The sequence below is a fragment of the Mucilaginibacter sp. Mucisp73 genome, from assembly GCF_059491465.1.
Genome location: NZ_CP168507.1, coordinates 3,185,376 through 3,203,036 on the forward strand (window position 1 = coordinate 3,185,376; position 17,661 = coordinate 3,203,036).

Annotated in this window: 18 protein-coding genes; 5 read left to right on the top strand and 13 right to left on the bottom strand. The window is 44.7% G+C overall.

From position 1 onward, the window contains the following. Positions 1-17: 17 nt before the first annotated feature. The 9 genes from nosZ to ACEN82_RS13355 form a co-directional block, all read right to left on the bottom strand. Positions 18-1,994, bottom strand: a complete 1,977-nt coding sequence (gene nosZ / locus ACEN82_RS13315; RefSeq protein ID WP_413317427.1) for a Sec-dependent nitrous-oxide reductase — start codon at positions 1,992-1,994, stop codon at positions 18-20. Between the two features lie 20 nt (positions 1,995-2,014). Further along, entirely contained in the window at positions 2,015-2,521 is a 507-nt protein-coding gene (locus ACEN82_RS13320; protein WP_413317429.1) for a c-type cytochrome, read from the bottom strand. 220 nt (positions 2,522-2,741) lie between these two features. Beyond that, positions 2,742-3,170: an RrF2 family transcriptional regulator gene (locus ACEN82_RS13325; RefSeq protein WP_413317431.1), complete on the bottom strand. Its 429-nt coding sequence runs from the start codon at positions 3,168-3,170 to the stop codon at positions 2,742-2,744. Positions 3,171-3,192: 22 nt separating this feature from the next. After that, on the bottom strand, positions 3,193-4,155 hold the full coding sequence (gene ric, locus ACEN82_RS13330) for an iron-sulfur cluster repair di-iron protein (RefSeq protein WP_413317433.1): 963 nt from the start codon (positions 4,153-4,155) through the stop codon (positions 3,193-3,195). A 232-nt stretch (positions 4,156-4,387) separates the two neighbouring features. Further along, positions 4,388-4,756: a response regulator gene (locus tag ACEN82_RS13335; RefSeq protein WP_413317435.1), complete on the bottom strand. Its 369-nt coding sequence runs from the start codon at positions 4,754-4,756 to the stop codon at positions 4,388-4,390. 41 nt (positions 4,757-4,797) lie between these two features. Beyond that, on the bottom strand, positions 4,798-6,009 hold the full coding sequence (locus tag ACEN82_RS13340) for a hypothetical protein (RefSeq protein WP_413317437.1): 1,212 nt from the start codon (positions 6,007-6,009) through the stop codon (positions 4,798-4,800). Then, positions 6,009-6,341: a metal-sulfur cluster assembly factor gene (locus ACEN82_RS13345; protein WP_413317439.1), complete on the bottom strand. Its 333-nt coding sequence runs from the start codon at positions 6,339-6,341 to the stop codon at positions 6,009-6,011. Before ACEN82_RS13345 ends, ACEN82_RS13340 begins: the two co-directional genes overlap by 1 nt. Then, on the bottom strand, positions 6,334-7,620 hold the full coding sequence (locus ACEN82_RS13350) for a hypothetical protein (protein ID WP_413317441.1): 1,287 nt from the start codon (positions 7,618-7,620) through the stop codon (positions 6,334-6,336). The genes ACEN82_RS13345 and ACEN82_RS13350 overlap by 8 nt, the downstream gene beginning before the upstream one ends. 2 nt (positions 7,621-7,622) lie before the next feature. Beyond that, positions 7,623-8,438 (bottom strand): DUF2249 domain-containing protein, encoded by an 816-nt coding sequence (locus ACEN82_RS13355; RefSeq protein WP_413317443.1) that lies wholly within the window; start codon positions 8,436-8,438, stop codon positions 7,623-7,625. A 489-nt stretch (positions 8,439-8,927) separates the two neighbouring features. Between ACEN82_RS13355 and ACEN82_RS13360 the strand changes: the two genes are divergently transcribed. Then, positions 8,928-9,743, top strand: a complete 816-nt coding sequence (locus ACEN82_RS13360) for a universal stress protein (RefSeq protein WP_413317445.1) — start codon at positions 8,928-8,930, stop codon at positions 9,741-9,743. Positions 9,744-9,791: 48 nt separating this feature from the next. Here ACEN82_RS13360 and ACEN82_RS13365 read toward each other — a convergent pair whose 3' ends face one another. From ACEN82_RS13365 to ACEN82_RS13375, 3 genes are read right to left on the bottom strand one after another with little or no spacing between them, the layout of a single operon-like run. Next, complete coding sequence (locus ACEN82_RS13365) at positions 9,792-11,003, bottom strand: acetate/propionate family kinase (protein ID WP_413317447.1); 1,212 nt, start codon at positions 11,001-11,003, stop codon at positions 9,792-9,794. Positions 11,004-11,011: 8 nt separating this feature from the next. Further along, entirely contained in the window at positions 11,012-13,117 is a 2,106-nt protein-coding gene (gene pta / locus ACEN82_RS13370; protein WP_413317449.1) for a phosphate acetyltransferase, read from the bottom strand. Positions 13,118-13,147: 30 nt separating this feature from the next. Continuing rightward, a complete protein-coding gene (locus ACEN82_RS13375; RefSeq protein WP_413317451.1) occupies positions 13,148-13,522 on the bottom strand; it encodes a hypothetical protein in 375 nt (124 codons plus the stop codon). Positions 13,523-13,558: 36 nt separating this feature from the next. Between ACEN82_RS13375 and ACEN82_RS13380 the strand changes: the two genes are divergently transcribed. Next, complete coding sequence (locus tag ACEN82_RS13380) at positions 13,559-13,684, top strand: hypothetical protein (RefSeq protein WP_413317453.1); 126 nt, start codon at positions 13,559-13,561, stop codon at positions 13,682-13,684. A gap of 52 nt (positions 13,685-13,736) precedes the next feature. Here ACEN82_RS13380 and ACEN82_RS13385 read toward each other — a convergent pair whose 3' ends face one another. After that, positions 13,737-14,198, bottom strand: a complete 462-nt coding sequence (locus tag ACEN82_RS13385) for a DUF3659 domain-containing protein (protein ID WP_413317455.1) — start codon at positions 14,196-14,198, stop codon at positions 13,737-13,739. 195 nt (positions 14,199-14,393) lie between these two features. On the opposite strand from ACEN82_RS13385, the gene ACEN82_RS13390 reads away from it, so the two are divergent. The 3 genes from ACEN82_RS13390 to ACEN82_RS13400 all read left to right on the top strand — a co-directional run bounded on the left by ACEN82_RS13390 (position 14,394) and on the right by ACEN82_RS13400 (position 17,661). Further along, entirely contained in the window at positions 14,394-14,792 is a 399-nt protein-coding gene (locus ACEN82_RS13390) for an HYC_CC_PP family protein (RefSeq protein ID WP_413317457.1), read from the top strand. A gap of 128 nt (positions 14,793-14,920) precedes the next feature. Then, positions 14,921-15,424, top strand: a complete 504-nt coding sequence (locus tag ACEN82_RS13395; protein WP_413317459.1) for a DUF3347 domain-containing protein — start codon at positions 14,921-14,923, stop codon at positions 15,422-15,424. A 44-nt stretch (positions 15,425-15,468) separates the two neighbouring features. Beyond that, the gene (locus tag ACEN82_RS13400) at positions 15,469-17,661 is read left to right on the top strand and encodes a multicopper oxidase domain-containing protein (protein WP_413317460.1); all 2,193 of its coding nucleotides are present in this window, start codon (positions 15,469-15,471) and stop codon (positions 17,659-17,661) included.

Below are 17,661 nucleotides of genomic sequence, written 5' to 3' on the forward strand. Positions count from 1 at the left end.
GTTGAATAAAAGATCGATTACCTTGCCGCGAGGTTTTCTCCCAGGTGGAAAGTAAGTGGTACGTTTGAGCCTTTAGGCGATACCCTAAAGTAACCAGACATCTCCTGGTGCAATGCAGAGCAGAAGTCAGTACAATAGAATGGGAAAATACCAGTCCGGTCAGGTGCCCATTTCAGTGTGGCGGTCTCGCCCGGCATGATCAACAATTCTGAATTATTGGAACCTTTGATGGCAAAGCCGTGCGGAACGTCCCAGTCCTGCTCCAGGTTGGTCACATGCACATACACATCATCACCCTGATTTATCCCTTCTATATTGTCCGGGGCCAGGTGAGACCGGATAGCAGTCATGTATACATCCACCCGGTTGCCTTTTCTTACTACGCGGGCTTCTTTCTCTGATTTGGCAGCGTATGGATTATCATTCTCTTCCAGTTTAAAAAACTTCACAGAATTTTTCTCTATTTTCTCCGCCGGTATGGTCTGCGCGTAGTGCGGCTCACCAATGGTCGGGAAGTCAAGCAATAGTTTCATCTTGTTGCCGGTAATGTCAATCAACTGGGCAGATTGCGTTAGCTCAGGGCCGGTGGGCAGATAACGGTCTTTGGTGATCTTGTTCAATGCAATCACATATTTACCATATGGATGCCTGGAATCACCGCCCGGTACAGAAAGGTGACCGATAGAATAATAAGTAGGAATACGATCGATGATCTCACGTGTGTCCACTTTCCATTTTACAATCTCTGAAGACACAAACATGGACGTATAAGCATAACCTTTACCGTCAAATTCGGTATGCAGCGGACCTAAACCCGGTTTTTGCACTTCACCTTCCAATACAGCATTATATTTCAATACTGGAATACCGTCAAAGTCCCCTTCAAATTGTTTTTGGTCAATAGCACCAAGCATCTTCTTAAACGAAAATACAGGAATCACCGCGGCCAGTTTACCGCTGGCTACAAAGTATTCGCCGTTGGGTTCCACGTCAACACCGTGGGGTGATTTTGGGCATGGAATATAATAGATTAGTCCCGGATAATCTTTTACATCCAGCATGGTCACGTCGTTTTCCATGGTTGAAGTAGCTGAGTGGGTGCGCTCGTTATAGAGATTATGCGCGTATTTAGCAGGCACTTTATGCCCCTTGCCCTGGGTCACCAACTCTTCTGCTTTTTTCCAGTTCACCGCCATGATAAAGTCCTTGTCGCGTTGACTGGCATTAACTTCAAGCAAGGTATTGGCTTGCTCCGTATTATAACAGGTAAAGAAGATCCAATCATGTGAGGGGCCTTTGCCGGCATGTGCCAGGTCATAATTAAAGCCAGGAACAATCAATTGAAAAGCAATGTTCATGCTGCCCGTGTTCTTATCTACTTTGATAAAAGTCGCGGCACCTTTAAACTTCTTTTTGAAATCACCTATCGATACATCCTTATCTCCGTCAAGCGGTACGCTAAAACGAGTGTTACCTACTATATACTCGGTATTTTCTGTACAAAATGGAGAGGCGTGGTTACCGGCAACGTTTGGTAATTCCAGAATTTCTTCCGTTTTGAAAGTTGCCAGGTTGAGACGGGCAATGCGTGGCGTGTTATTACCGTTGATAAAAAGCCAGCGGCCATCATCTTCGCCATTGGTTTTGGAAAATTCAGGATGGTGCGTGTCGTCCCAGGGCACAAATCCGTGCGAGGTGTTGAGCATTAGTTTGGTCTCTTCGGAGTAGCCATAACCATTTTCCGGGTTCTGGGAAAACACAGGTATCACTTTAAGCAACCTGCCGGAAGGAATGCCATACGCTGCAATCTGGCCGCTGAAGCCACCGGAAGCGAACATGTACAATTCATCATGCTTGCCGGGCGCTACGTATACTTTTTTGGCAGCATCTTCATCGGTGGCCGCCTGCCCCGTTTTACCTGCTTTACAACCGCTGGCAATGGCAATCGCCCCCAGTCCCGCTAACAACAGGGTAGTTTGTGAAATTCGTTTCATGGTTTAAACATATAAAGAGGTTATTGATCGTTTTTTCTCAAATACTCAAGTATCTGTCGGGTTTCATCGTCACTTACATTCTGAAAACTCATCTGAGTCAGATATTTTGCTAAAAGCGCTTTACCCACAGGGTCTTTTTGTTCCATTTCTACCGGATTGGTGATCTGGTTCATGATCCATTCCGGCGTACGGCGTTTGGTTACCCCTTTCAGACCAGGCCCAACTACCTTCTGATCGGTGATCTGGTGACAGGCGGAGCACTTGGCAGTAAAAACTCCTTTGCCTTTGTCGGCCATTGCATTGTCTATTGCGCCGATCTCCACGCTTGTGAATTTACCTACGCCCTTGCTGTCACTTTTGGCAGCCGGGTCAACGTCTGCTGAAGAGGCGGCCGAACTATTTTCGGCATTGGCAGCCGGAGCAGATTCCGTCGCCTGTTTATTACCCCCATTGGAAGGGCCGCAAGCGGCCAAAAGGGCCATACCTCCTATAAAGGCGGCCCGGATTACGCTGGTTGAAATTTTCATTGTTTTCATATTTATAACACTTCGAAATTGCTTTATTACTTTTGACTATTTCATGATTTAAATCATGTTTTTTCAGTGATATATCTCATTTAATTAGTATTTTATACGATATATAATATACTTATATAACCTCCGCCTCAAAGCAATTTCATAAATAAAGACATTTTTATCTTTTATTATTTTAAACTTGTCCCCTCCTGTTTGCTCAATAAAAATTTGCTTATTTTAAAACGTACTTATTTTGCTGGTAATCGCTTACCAGGTCTCGAAGGGATTTTTTGTTAAATTCGAGGAGCAGTTGTGTCCGTACCGTCTTAATTTCGTCGTGCACCGGACAAGGCTTCGTGTCGGAACAGTTTTTAAGCCCAAGTATGCAGGCATTAAATAGCCCGTCCCCTTCAATTGCCCGGATAATATCAATCAGGTAAACCTTGGCGTAGTTTTCAATATAAAAACCACCGTGCGGACCTTTGCTGGAGGAAATGACGCGCTTTCGGGATAACCCCTGCAGGATCCTGGCAGTGAAATGGACAGGTGCACCTATCGCTTCAGCGACCTCTGAGATGCCGGTCTTTTCTTTGGTCAAGGTCTTATAACCAACATATACTGCCGCCCTGATGGCATATTCACATGATTTAGATAATAACACTACTATCCTTTCAACTTAAAACCTATAATTGAGAATTATCTTTTAACTGCTGTTCGAGTTGAACCGACTTCGGAAACAAAATATTATTTTCGAGGTGTACATGTGTGTGCAGGTCATTTTCAAACTCCTGCAACTTTTGGAAAAGGATACGATACGAGGTACAGGCATCTTCCGGAAGCGTATAGTTATTTGTCATTTGCCTGATCTCTTCGAGTTCTTCTCCTGCTCCTTCGTGCTCCATCTCCATCATTTGAATGGGATTCATAACCCCTCCAAACGGTGCCGGCAACACAGCGGTACCTAATTCCCGGGCTGTCACCATATCCCTGATATAAGGAAAAAGGATGCGCTCCTCTTTAATCATGTGCATGCTCAGTTCCTGTGCCACCGTAGCGAATACGTTAGCCACCACAATCAATTCGGGGTGTTTGTCCCCATGTACACGCGCCACTTTTGTTGCAAGTTCACCAATAAAGGGAATATTGTCACGTACATATTTATGATGGACATTTACTACGTAGTCACTTAAAAAATCAAGAGCCCAGTCCTGAAAATTATGCGCATTTACATATTCTCCGTTATCCGCCGACTGCAGTGCGAGCTTCACTTCTTCAACGGCAAGCCCTTTTTTCACGCAGGCTTCTGTTAATGTTTTTTTGCCGCCGCAGCAGAAATCAATGCCGAGTTTTTTGAAAACCATCGCCTTCCTATAGTCTTTAGCAACAATCTCACCAATTGTCTCTTCCTGGTTATGCGGGTTCTTTTTACCAATCAGAACCCTCCAAACCTCCGGGCCGCTCATCAGATATTCCCAGTTAAAGATCTGTCCGCGCTCTGCCAGCAACTGATAATAAAGCGGTTTGGGGTCATGATCATTGTGAATGATCAATTCCTCACCGCCGGTCAGTTCATCGAATCTCTTAAAAATAGTGGGATGTTTTAGTTTTGGTTCAATGACCGTTACATCCAAAATTTGTGTTTCCATTTGTTATTAATTAATAGAAGACAAATTTATCCTTTATTATTGTTCTTGTATATTTTAGGCTGTTCTTTTTTCGTAAATGTGATAACAATCAATTTTTAAAGCGCAAAAGTGACCGCGCTCATTAGCTCCGGCTGAAACTTTGAAAAGCCTTGCCGTAATTTCAGAAAAAAATAGTCATGGCACGTTAACCCGATATTTGAGGCAAATTACCGGGCGTTCAACCGAAGGGAAATCAGATTATGTCCAGGCACTTCCGGATACAGTTGATAAGTTCAGCTTCGTCATATGGTTTAATGAGATAGTTTTGTATTCCCATCACTTTTGCTATGTCCTGGTCCCTCTTTTCGGAAAGTGCGGTGGTAAAGATAAAGGGGATGTTTTTTTTAAGGGAATCCTCTTGAAGCTGATTGAACACATCGTATCCACTAATACCCGGCATAACTACATCCGAAATAATCAAGTCCGGGTGTAAATCAGTCAGGTTCAATCCTGCCTCGCCGCAGTCGGCAACCAGCACTTCGAAACCGTAAAGCTCCAGCAACTCTGCTGCGTTTTCCCGAATGTCCTGATTGTCTTCGATTAGGAGAACTTTGTTTTTCATATCCGGCGTGTTAATCCAAAAATAAATATTTGAATCTGATTTTACACGCTAACTGCCTCGCTTTTTTTTGAACTGCCTAAAATTAGCAGCCCAAAATAGCCGAGCCCGCATAACAGCAACAGTATGGATAGCAACAATAATTGGGGCACGACATCCTGAACTATTATTCCGACAAGTTTTAAGGCGGGTTCAACAAATAATATCACGAGATATGCGAAAGTCAACACTATATAACTTCCGTTTATGATCTGCAATTTTTTTCCGGCGCCGAAAAAGCCGGCTTGCTTAAATTGATCGAGTATGACTGGTGTCACGATGCCCAATGTCAGCAAATGAATATAGCCAATGATGATATTACGGTCACTGAAAGCCCATCTGCCAATGACGGGAATACATACCAGGGTTTGGAAAACGGTTTTTAAGGTGATGGCCAAAAATGCAACTTTTAACAGCAAAGGCAGTTTCAGCAGCCGCGCTTTCCGACCCCGGCATATCATAAACCACGCGGTAAGATTACCCGCAGCCGCAATTCCGGCTATCAGAAAAACCCAACCGGTAGGGTTGCTCCACAAGGTAAAAATTAAATACAGCGGCAGGTTCGACCAGATTAATAGTTGATATACCCAACGCTGCGGATTGGTTGGGCACATATTAAAATAGGTGATTTCAACCAACGCAATGGCCGCCAACTGCATCCAGCCATTCAACTGAAAATGCAGGTAAACATAAATTGCATCCTGGTACACTGCCGTGCCTTTTAATCCCATAACCATAAGCGGCCCCAGGGCTAAGGGGCCCAGTGAGGAAAAGCAGAGAAAAAACAGAGCGCCAAGGGTCAATTGGCGCGCGCCTTTTGAAAGTTGCCGTGTATCCTTTAAACTTTTCAGGAACTGCCGGGTAAAATAATAAGTACTAAAAATAAAAAACGTCGAAAAAATGATAGAGACTGTTTTGTAGCCCTGAAAGGAGAAACTAACCAGCATGCCATAAGCACTTACGAGTGTTGCATTAAGGGCATACAGGAACTTCCGGCGTCTTAGAACAGGCGAAACCCGTCCGGCCAATAGCATGGCCAATCCAAGAAAAGCCCACCCGGCAAAAGCGAAATGCGAGTGAGCATGCAGCAAAAAAATATAGTTTAAATGAGGCACAAAGGCAATATGCATCAGCCTGAGCACCACGCCAAAAACAGCAAGCACCACAAAGCTGCCTCCTGCCCAATAATGATACCTGCCTTTACTTATCCAGTCCATTATCCCCACAACTGTTTTTTGCCTTCTTCGGTAATATTGTCAAAGCCCCATGCTGGCTCCCAGGTGAGTTGCACATCTGTCTTGTAGTCCACAAACCTGGCTTCGAGGCAATTGGCCACCCCATGCAAAATGGCTTCACCTACCGGGCAACTGGGTGACGATAAGGTCATTACCACCACCAGCATCCTCGCTGTGCTATTTGCCCTGATAGTATAAACAAGTCCCAAATCAATGATATTGACATGAAGTTCAGGGTCAATAATGGATCGTAAGCGCTCCCATGCTTCCATTTCTATGTAGGTATCAGGATTGGTAACGTCAAAGCTATGCATGGCCGGTTGTTTTTTTGTGGGTAAGGACCCTGGTTAAATTTAAAAGATAGCAAAGCGCCGTTAACAGCAGGCAACCTGAGGCAATACGCGCAGGCGCAGCCAGGCCGGATAACGCCATAGTGATCATGGATAATATAAAACCGGTAAAGGCGATACCCTGGATGATCAGTAATTTTTGACTGTATAGATCCGAAGGTAAAGGTGTAGGTTCTTTGCCGGTGTCTGGTCCATAAATTTTTAGCCAAACCAGGAAAGGCAAAGTTTTAAACGCCTGCCCCAGGATCAGTAAAGAAAGCCAGCCCATTAGCACCAATAGCCCGTATAGTTTAGTAAGTGCAATGCCTTGTGCGGCATTTTGAATACGCGCGTTAATAATGAGCGGCTGTATCAGCAATGCAGCCAGCAGCAATATAAAAGACAACATAGTGTATATCATGGGCAAATCCAACTTTCTTTTCATTCTTGACCGGTAACACTGGATTAAATAAATGAAATATATGATAAACGCTGCAGCTGGAAGCAGTGCGATGAGATAGGTCCGGTTGTTGATACCTTCCAGGTAAGTATCGATCACAAATGCAAGCAGGCCGCCATTCAGCAGATAATAAACCCAATCAAGCAGCCGCAAATTCTGTTTGCGGGACACCAGGAACATTGGCACCAATTTACTGCTTACTCCTATCACTAACAATAAAAACCAGCCTCCCATTCCCATATGCGCATGGAGCCTTAAAAACTGAAGGTGATCCTGTGGCAAAAAGGCGTAACGGAGGTTGAACACCAGCAGAACCCCAAGAACACCGGTGGCCAGCAACCAGATACAGGAAGTATTAATCATTTCCTGATGAATGTTCTCCTTTTTGTTCTTTAATCTTTTTCCTGTTAGAAAAATGACAATGGTAAAGCCAAGCATGCCGGTTAGCAGCAGCAGAGCCCCTCCCTGCATACATACACCTGGTTCAAAACGCCAAAAAGAACAAACCAACAAGACAAGCCCGCTCAAAAAAGCGACGAATGATAGCCAGGGCAAACGATAGCCTGACAGCCCTGTTTCAAGTATGACCGGTACCAGTTGATACGCTGCACCGAAAATAACCATGGTAACCCAGCCCAATGCGGCAAGATGGGTAATGGCTAATAATTTCGGCTGGAAATAGTGCCCGGCAAAGTCTGCCGACGCAAAGAAAAACAAGACGCCGATAAGCACAAAACAAACCGCTGAAGCCAGGTAGTGAGCCCTTACAATAGGGTATAATTCGGGATGCTGTTTAGTGATCATATTCATGGCCTATAGATAAACAGGATAACTGCTTCCGCTGTTTCCATGATGCGAAAGTCAAAACCTCTTTCTTTTAATACCGGGAGCAGATGAACTGGGACTTTTCGATGCCGGACATACAAGGCTTCAGTGGTTTTCAGCGTTTCCAGCTTGTCAAGGATCATAGTCATAGGCTTGGGCATTTGGAAAGGCCTGACATCCATAATGTGCAATTGGTAGGCTTTCATAAGTTCCGTGAGCCCATCTGCTTCAACCGATAATTCCGATATATTCACTATAAGCTCATCAGGTTGGGCCTCTTTCTTTAGGAAATAAGTATTCACAAGTTCCGGTCCCGCGATGTCAATAAACGAACGGTATCCCTTATTTTCCAGGAGGTTGATTAACGGCACAGGTTCAAAAGTATTGATCACTTTAAGCACCTCGCCATTTTTAAGCCCGGCCGCCGTAGTAAGGATCATTTTTAAAGGGTCATTTCCTGCCGCCAAAATCGGTCTGACATCGAGGTCAATAATTTTATTAAAAGAAGCAGCAAGCGAAAGCGGTGACCTGTCAACTTCAACAGCTTCGTGCGCCGCTTTAAATCCAAGCGGTTTAAGGACGTCAAAAAATTCATTCAGCGAGCAGCCTGCTATCCTGCAAGCCTGAGCAACGGATACCCGTTTGGCTAAAACCTTTCTGAGCACAGGGTTTTTCAGCCGGTTAAAATTTTTATTGAGTTCGGTAAGTTTTTGGATTATCAGCTCTTCGTTATACTTCAGCAGATCACTTATTAGGCTATTAGCATTCAATACAATGTGTATTTCTGACGGTTCCATTTTTTTATGAGTTAATGGACAAATGTAAATAATAAAAGATAAAATTGTCTTTTATTATTTAGAAAGGTGACGTAAAGATTACGTTTACCCTGCTGCGATATTTTTTGCGTCAGTCACCCATCGATCAAATGGCTGCCAACAATTGGTTTCCTGTTCTCTTTCTGCCTACATTATCTACGCTATTTTTAAAAAGCCCTATCTCCTAAAATAAACTTTTCAAAATGGCCCGGCGCTATGGCAGTTGATCTTCTCCCTGATCGCCTTATGATTTCCCTGTACTTGTTAGTAATTGTGATCATTTTTTAAGCTGATCAACGTCATGTTGAAGTTTAAAGCCATTCTTGATCTTTGTTTTTAAGAAACCACCGATAAAAAAGCAGAACAGGTCGCACTGTTTAACTAAGCTATTTATGGTACAAAGGGTCTTCTACTTTTACGAGCCCGTATTTAATGGTTTTATGAATATTAACAAAACAACCAGTCACCCATATGAAAACTATAATTGCTGCAACAGACTATTCGCCGGCTGCTGAAAACGCGGTAACCTATGCCGCCGCTTTGGCCAAACATTTCAACTACAGGCTCCTGCTTTTTAATGCCTTCAGCTTGTCCCTGCACGAATCGAATACGCTCCTGCCAGCTTCAACTGTAAGCGACCTGGAGGCAAAAAATCAAGACCGGCTTGCACAACAAGCAGCAATAACTGCACTGATTCACGACATCACTGTCAGTTGTGAAACCAGTTATACGCCGGTTACAGATGAATTACAAAACCTGGTAAAAAAGCACAATGCTTCGCTGGTAGTGCTTGGCATGGCCCCTGAAAGTCAGGATCAATGGGTTTTAGGCAATACAACTACAACTGCCATCAAAAATTTGGCTTTCCCTGTGCTGGTCGTCCCCATTGGCGCCCGGTTCAAAGGGCTAAGGAAAATCATGCTGGCATGTGATGTGGCTAATGACCAGCCGGTACAGTTACTTTCCATGATTCGGAATGAAGTTATTGCTTTCGAATCGCCGGTGGAGATTTTTTATGTTAATAAAGAAGCAGCTGAAATAAAACCTGTTCAGGGCACAGTACCGCATAATTTCCAGGCAGCTGGTATTGATTGTGTTTATAGAGAAACTAATTCAAATAAAATCGTTGCCGAATTAAAAAAAGAGCTTATAACTTGTGGCGCCGAGTTGTTGATCATGATCCCCAAAAAGCACGGCTTCTGGTCTTCACTCCTTCACCGAAGTAAAACCCGCCAAATGGCTACCGTGCTGAACATACCGTTACTTGCTGTTCCGATGAGTTCATGAACTTAAGTAAAGATCCCCAGAATTATAAAATATTTGCCTGGGATCCAGTTACCGCCCGGTGGTTTCACCGAGCAATTGCCTGCACTGCCGGGCAATTTCTAATTCTTCATTGGTGGGCACCACCAATATTCTGGCACGGGAAGCCGGTGCACTAAGATCACGGATCCCATTGCCTTTTTCTGAATTTTTTGCGTTATCCAGCTTAATGCCTAAAAAATCCATATCCCGGCAAACAAGGTCGCGTGCCAGGGCATCATTTTCACCAACCCCAGCCGTAAACACAATTGCATCAAGCCCGTTCATTGCAGCGGCATAAGCGCCAATAAATTTTTTGATCCGGTAGGCATACATCTCATAAGCAAGCTCCGCCCGGGCATTCCCATTATTATAAAGCGCGCTGATATCCCGCATATCGTTATGACCGGTAAGCCCTTGCATGCCGCTTTGTTTGTTTAGCAAGATAGTAAGTTGTTCTGTACTGTAATTTTCTTGTTCTGCAAGGTATAATAATACCGAGGCATCAATGCTTCCGCTTCTTGTTCCCATGATCAACCCATCAAGTGGGGTAAGCCCCATACTTGTATCCACGCTCTTTCCGCCGTTAACAGCGGCCATGCTACAGCCATTACCAAGGTGAATGGTAATAAGTTTTGCGTCTGTATGTTTAAGATATTTCATTGCTTCACCACTAACGTACTGATGACTTATGCCATGAAAGCCATAAACACGAATGCCGTGGTTTTTATAAAAAGAGTCGGGTATAGCATACCTAAAAGCTTTTTCGGGTAGCGATGTATGAAACGCGGTATCAAATACAGCAATCTGTACAGCCTGGGGGAAAATCTTTTCTGACACTTCGATACCCTTTATATGCCCCGGATTATGCAAAGGCGCCAGTGGGTACAGTGCTTTGATTTTGTCTTTTACCCCGGGCGTAATGACTGTGGTACCGGTAAGTTTTTCGCCGCCATGAACTACACGATGGCCAACCGCGCCCACTTGTCCCGAATCGCGGATCACCGCGATACCATCCCTGGTGAGCAGTTCGCCCACAGCCTGCATGCCTGCTTCGTGATCGGGTACCTGTTGTTGAATGTACAACACTTTTTCCTCGTCATGCTGCCTGTATTTATGAGTGATCAGCGCATCTGGCTGACCGATGCGTTCAACCAGGCCACTGCAAAGCGGGCTGGTTGAATCCTGAGAAAATAACTGGTATTTGATAGAGCTGCTGCCCGAATTGATAACAAATATTTCCATATGTAAAATTATAATGAGGCCGGGCTATCCTGACTTTGTATAGCAGTGATAATAACGGTATTAAAAACATCATCAACAGTGCAACCGCGGCTAAGGTCATTAACCGGTTTATTCAACCCCTGCAGCATCGGCCCAATGGCCAGGGCTCCCGTTTCCCGCTGTACCGCTTTGTAAGTGTTATTTCCGGTATTCAGATCAGGGAAGATCAATACGCTTGCCTTGCCTGCAACTTCTGAACCGGGCATTTTCTGGCTGCCAACTACCGGATCTACAGCGGCATCATATTGTATGGGCCCTTCTACTTTAATATCGGGCCTCCTTTCACGCACCAATTGGGTAGCTCGCCTAACCTTTTCCACGTCGGCACCTGAACCTGATGTGCCCGATGAATATGAAAGCATTGCAACACGCGGTTCAATGCCAAAACGCAGGCTGTTATCTGCCGACGAGATAGCTATCTCGGCCAGTTCTTCGGCAGTAGGGTCGGGATTTACCGCGCAATCGCCAAATACAGAAACACGGTCGGCCAGGCACATAAAAAAAACAGATGACACCGTAGAGATGCCGGGCTTTGTTTTGATAAACTGCAGAGCGGGGCGTATGGTATGCTGAGTAGTATGAACAGCCCCGGAAACCATTCCGTCGGCGTGCCCTTTATAAACCATCATCGTTCCAAAATAAGATACATCCGTCATGAGGTCCCTCGCCATTTCGAGGGTTACGTTTTTACTTTTACGCAGCTCATACAATGTTTGAACATAATCTTCGTAATGAGGCGAACTGGCCGGGGGTATAACAGTTACCTTATTGAGATCAAGGTCAATACCCAACCGCTTTACCGAAGCGGCTATTTCTGCAGGATCGCCAAGCAGGATAATGTTAACCAACTGCTGGGCAATCAGCCTTGCGCTCGCCTGCAGGATGCGGTCGTCATTCCCTTCGGGCAGTACAATTGTTTTGCGCTGCCGCTTAGCCCATTGAGTGAGCTGGTATTGAAACATGTGCGGCGTCATCACATTGGAATGATATGTTACCAGCATTTTATCAAGGGCGGCGATATCTATATAACGGTTAAATGTTTCTATAGCAAGTCGGATTTTTTTAGTATTATCCGCTGTAATACGGGCTTTAACCGCTGCCACCTGGTTGGTTGTTTCAAAAGTGCCTGCGCCGACAGCAAGGATAGGGACAACGTTCTGCAGTCCTTCAATCAACCTCATCACCGGTTCTTCCGGAATTGCACCTGCCGTAAGTATAATGCCGGCCACGCGGGGATAACTGGCAGATTGATTGGCTTGCAACGAACTGATGACAATATCTCCCCTGTCGCCGGGTGTAACGATCAAAACATTCTCCTTCAGATAATTCAAAAAATTGGGCACCTGCATGGCGCCGGTCACAAAGTTATCAACCTGGTTTCCGAGGTGTTCACTGCCAAACAGCAACCTGCCGTCCAACTTTTCAAAAATATCGTGAACAGTTGGGTTTTCCAGGCCCGGATCAGCGGGTATAACCGCGATAAGTATATTTTCAGACAATTGCGCACGCAGCAATTGTTGTACATCTGCAGCCTGATCGGCCTGTACCCTGTTGACAACAACCGCTAATACCTGAATATCCTGCGCCTGGTAAGCCTGCTTGAAATTCAGCGCATCCTGAACAATTCCGGCAGTGGTTTTCCCCACGCCCGATACAAGGAGTAAGACGGGGGAGTTCAGATTTTTGGCGATGAGCCGGTTAGTTTCAAACTCAAATGCCGTTCCCTGCCCTTCAAAATCACTCCCTTCAACTACAGTAAAATCGCACGTCGCTTCTAAGGCCTTAAACCGTGCGATAATCGCGTCGATCATGTCGCCCTGGTGCTGATCTTTGATCTGCTGCATAGCCCCCTGCCGGGTAAATACATAGGTATCCCGATAAGTTTGCGGTAGTTGAAAATGTGCCAAAACCGTTTCAATATGGGTATCTGGCTGCTCTTCCGGGCCAAACGGTATAATGGGTTTCAAATAACCTATCTTTTGTGCCCGGCCAAGCAGCATAGCCACCAGGCCCAATACAATAACTGATTTGCCGCTATAGGGTTCGGCCGAAGTGATATAAATACTTTTTGTCAAAACCTTTATAAATTAAGTTTTCTTGTGGAACTAAGCAGCCCGCCTTATGCCTGTAAACGCCAATTTAAGGTCCTTCATTGCCAATAAAGCACCCCCTACCCTGATCTGTAAACTGATAAAGTCATCTATCAGCGATAACCCGATCACAGCTCCCGCAACAACGATCAATTGTTCTATTTTGTTTATGAAATGAAGAATATCTTTATGCAGATCATGTTGCTCAAGCATAGCCGAGTGCAGCCCTTCTTCCATATGCCTGGCCGGGCTTTTTTCGCCAGCCAGCAGTTTTGTTAAAAAGGCATGCTCATTATCCATGAAGGCCAGGTCTGCCAGCCATTGTTTACCAGTGAGGTAAATTTCCTGAAGTTCAAATTCCAGTTCGGTGTCTTCGATAAGTGCTTCCATCGTTTGAATATTTTATAGTACAAATATCGTTGCCGGATGAAACCTGATAAGGGTAAACAATCAAAAACAAAAATGATCTCCGTCATATTTAACTACAGCCTGAGCAGGACTGTGGGGATATATCCCTGGCTTAAAAACAACAACTATGAAAGCGATGATTAACAACGTTGAATTAGCCAACAGAAAAGGGAGTATGTTTTGATACTCCCTTTAATTAATGCACCGGATGTGGCGTATTTTTCTTTTTCAGCCAGAAACAATGCGCTGCGCACGCATGCAGTTTATAATTTTTGTGGGTCGTACCAAGGTTATGTCCTGCGGGATCAAGGATCTCGCATTCTTCGGCGTCTTCATCCTTAACTTTAAGTACGGTTTCACCCTCATTATTAAAATAAAAACCGTCTTTCCTTGCTTTGCCCAGTTTATTGCCCTTGGCATCGATCACGTTACCGTCCCGGTCGATAAAATAAACCTTGTTGCCCTGGGCATCTTTTACGATATCATCTTTGCTGATATACCCGAGCAGCGTACCGCCGTGATCATGGATTTCACCTTTTTTATTAATATGAATTTCGCTGGCAGGAACACTCTTAGGTTCTGTTTGCGCAAATGCAGGTACGCTATTCCATAATAGCGCAGCTGTAATAAACAAAATAGCTGTGATTAGTTTTTTCATGATTGTTTTTTTTGCCAAAGTACCGGCATTTAAAAAGCAAATCACTGATCATCAGCATGTAAAAAAGTAATAGTTATCATTTATTGCAAGAATGGTTTATCCTATGTTTGGAAGGTGATCTATCCCAAAAAAACATAAAAAGAAAAAGAAATTCTATAAACAACACTTTACTAATTTGCTGATATTTGTACCGTGATGAAGAAACTGTTCGTAACTTTTTTAGCTGTGCTGTACCTCGGGGTTTCTTCGGGTGCAACATTGCATTATCAGTACTGCATGGGCAGGCTGGTCAAGGTTGCGTTGTGGCATGATGAGCAGGGCAAAAAATGCAATACCTGCGGTATGAACTACCAGGGCAAGGCTGCAAAAAAATGCTGTACAGATAAACACCAGCAACTGAAATCGGAAAAGAGCAGTTCACTAACATACAGCCAGATTAGCCTGGGAACCAGCCCCGCATTGCTGGTTATACCGCTTTTCGGGTTAGTGCCTTACAATTACCTGCCGCTGAAAATTAGTCATCCGGTTGGCCAGTCACCGCCGCTTGTCACTACCCTACCTGTTTTTTTACGCAACTGCACATTCCGCATTTGATTTTCCTTTTGCTTCAATCCGAAGCCCGGTAGCTTTTTTATGGTTACCCTGCAACCCTAAAACTTCTTTAATCTATAGTTTCCTGCTACGGCGGGAAATGATATTCATTACTTAATCATTTCTATATCATGAAAAAGATTCAAATTTTCGTTTTCGCCATCATCATGCTATTTGCTTTTAACCAGGTTAAAGCACAAAACGCTTCATCCAAAGCTGATGTACTGTTGGCCTATTATGGCGTAAAAAACGCCCTGATCGGCGGCGATGCGTCCGCAACCAATGCCAAAGCCAAAATGCTGCTGGCGGCAATCACTTCATTTCCGGTCGACAAGCTTTCAGCAGCTGATAAAACTACCTGGACAAAATATGCGGCTAAGTTGCAGTTCGATGCCCGTCATATTTCGGAAAGCGATGACGTCACGCATCAACGTGAACATTTTGCCAGCCTTTCAGAAAACATGTTCGCCACCGTACAGGCAATCAAACTGAACAATGCCCCTGTTTACCGCGACTATTGTCCGATGAAAAAATCATATTGGCTAAGTGAAACTGCCGCCATTCAAAATCCCTATTATGGCAATCAAATGTTAACCTGTGGCGCTGTAAAAGAAACTTTACCTGCAGCTAAGTAATTAAAAAGGCCGGGGCAAATACTCCGGCCTTATATTTTAATACTATGAAGAAGTTTATTTTATTGTTCCTTTTTTTGCTGCCTGTTGTCAGTTCCATTGCCCAACATTCGGGGATGAAAATGGAGTCTGCCGGTCAGAGCAAGCATCTTCCGTTTTTCACCAAAACAGGTAACCGGGAGATTTACCACTTATATATCAATGATACCACCGTTAACTATACCGGCAAACAGCGGCCGGCTATGGCTATAAATGGCAGTATCCCTGCACCCGAACTGGAATTTACCGAAGGCGATACTGCTGAGATCTATGTGCACAATGAAATGATGATGGAAACTTCTATCCACTGGCACGGGCTGATCCTGCCCAACCGGTATGATGGTGTTTCCTATCTCACCACCACGCCCATCAAGGCCGGTGAAACGCACCTGTTTAAATTTCCGCTGGTGCAGCACGGAACCTACTGGTACCACTCCCATACCATGACGCAGGAACAAAGCGGGCTGTACGGGGCATTTATCATTCATGAAAAACAACCATCCCCTTTAAAGGAATATACCCTGCTGCTAAGCGACTGGACCGATGAAAACCCGGAACAGGTACAGCGCCGGCTCCATAATGCCACAGACTGGTACGCCATCCGTAAAGGCAGTACCCAGAATTATTTGCAGGCGATACAAACCGGACATTTCAAAACAAAGCTGGCTAATGAATGGAAACGCATGACTGCCATGGATGTAAGTGATGTTTACTACGACCGTTTTTTTAGCAATGGCAAGCCCGAAAACCAAGCTCCCGAATTTAAAGCCGGCGACAAGGTGAAACTGCGGGTAATTAACGGAAGTTCTTCTACCTATTTCTGGCTCGGCTGGGCGGGCGGCAAACTGAAAGTTGTTGCCAATGACGGCGAAGATGTTCAGCCTGTTGAGGTGGACCGGATGATCGTAGGCGTTGCAGAAACGTATGACCTGATAGTTACTATCCCTGCCGATGGCAGTTACGAGTTCCTGGCGACACCTGAAGATCGTACCAAATATACGTCGCTTTGGCTGGGCAGCGGTGCCAAACACGCCGCTAAAAAGCTGCCTAAGCTGAAATATTTTGAGGGCATGAAAATGATGAATGATATGATGGATATGCACGGTAACATGAAGGAAATGGAAGGAATGAAGATGACTACCCAGGTAATGGACATGAACACCGTGATGTATCCCGAACTTGACAAAGGCAAGCCGCCGGTTACCCTGAACTATGGTATGCTGAAAGCCCTTCAACCGACAACGCTTTCAACCGGCCTAATCAAAGTGTTCAATTTTGAATTAACCGGTAATATGAACCGCTATGTGTGGACGATCAACAACAAAACCGTTTCGGAATCTGACAAGATCCTGATTAAGCGGGGAGAAAATGTTCGTATCATTCTCTATAATAATACCATGATGCGTCACCCTATGCACCTTCACGGGCATTATTTCAGGGTGTTAAACGGACAGGGAGAATACTCGCCGCTGAAGAACACCCTGGATATTATGCCGATGGAAAGGGACACCATCGAATTCCGTGCCAGCGAAAGCGGCGACTGGTTTTTTCACTGCCATATTTTATACCATATGATGAGCGGTATGGGGCGGATCTTCAGTTACGAAAACTCGCCGCCTAACCCCGAAGTACCCGACCCGGCAGCTGGATTTAAGAAAGTAGCTGCCGACGATCGTAAATACTATGCATCGGCCAAACTGGGGCTGGAAACAAACGGCAGCGATGGCAACGCGGCTTTAGCAAATACCCGCTGGAAATTTTCTACCATGTGGCACCTTGGAATAAACAATACCAAGGGATATGAGAGTGAAACCATGTTTGGAAGGTACTTTGGCCGTATGCAATGGCTGTATGCTTATGCAGGATTTGATTATCATTATAAAAAAACAAACGAACAGGAAAAAAACCTGTTCGGTCAACTCAGCAATAAAAACAACCGGCATACGGTAGTTGCAGGTTTGGCCTACACTTTACCATTACTGTTTGTGGCCGACGCCCGTATTGATGGCAATGGCAAAGTCAGGTTTCAACTTGGCCGGGAGGACATAGCATTGACCAGCAGGCTCCGGTTTTCTATAACAGGCAATACCGATAAAGAATATAGCACCGGACTGCGCTATATCGTTAATAAGAATTTTTCTTTCTCCAGCCACTATGACAGTGATATGGGCTTAGGCGCTGGATTAACATTAACCTATTAG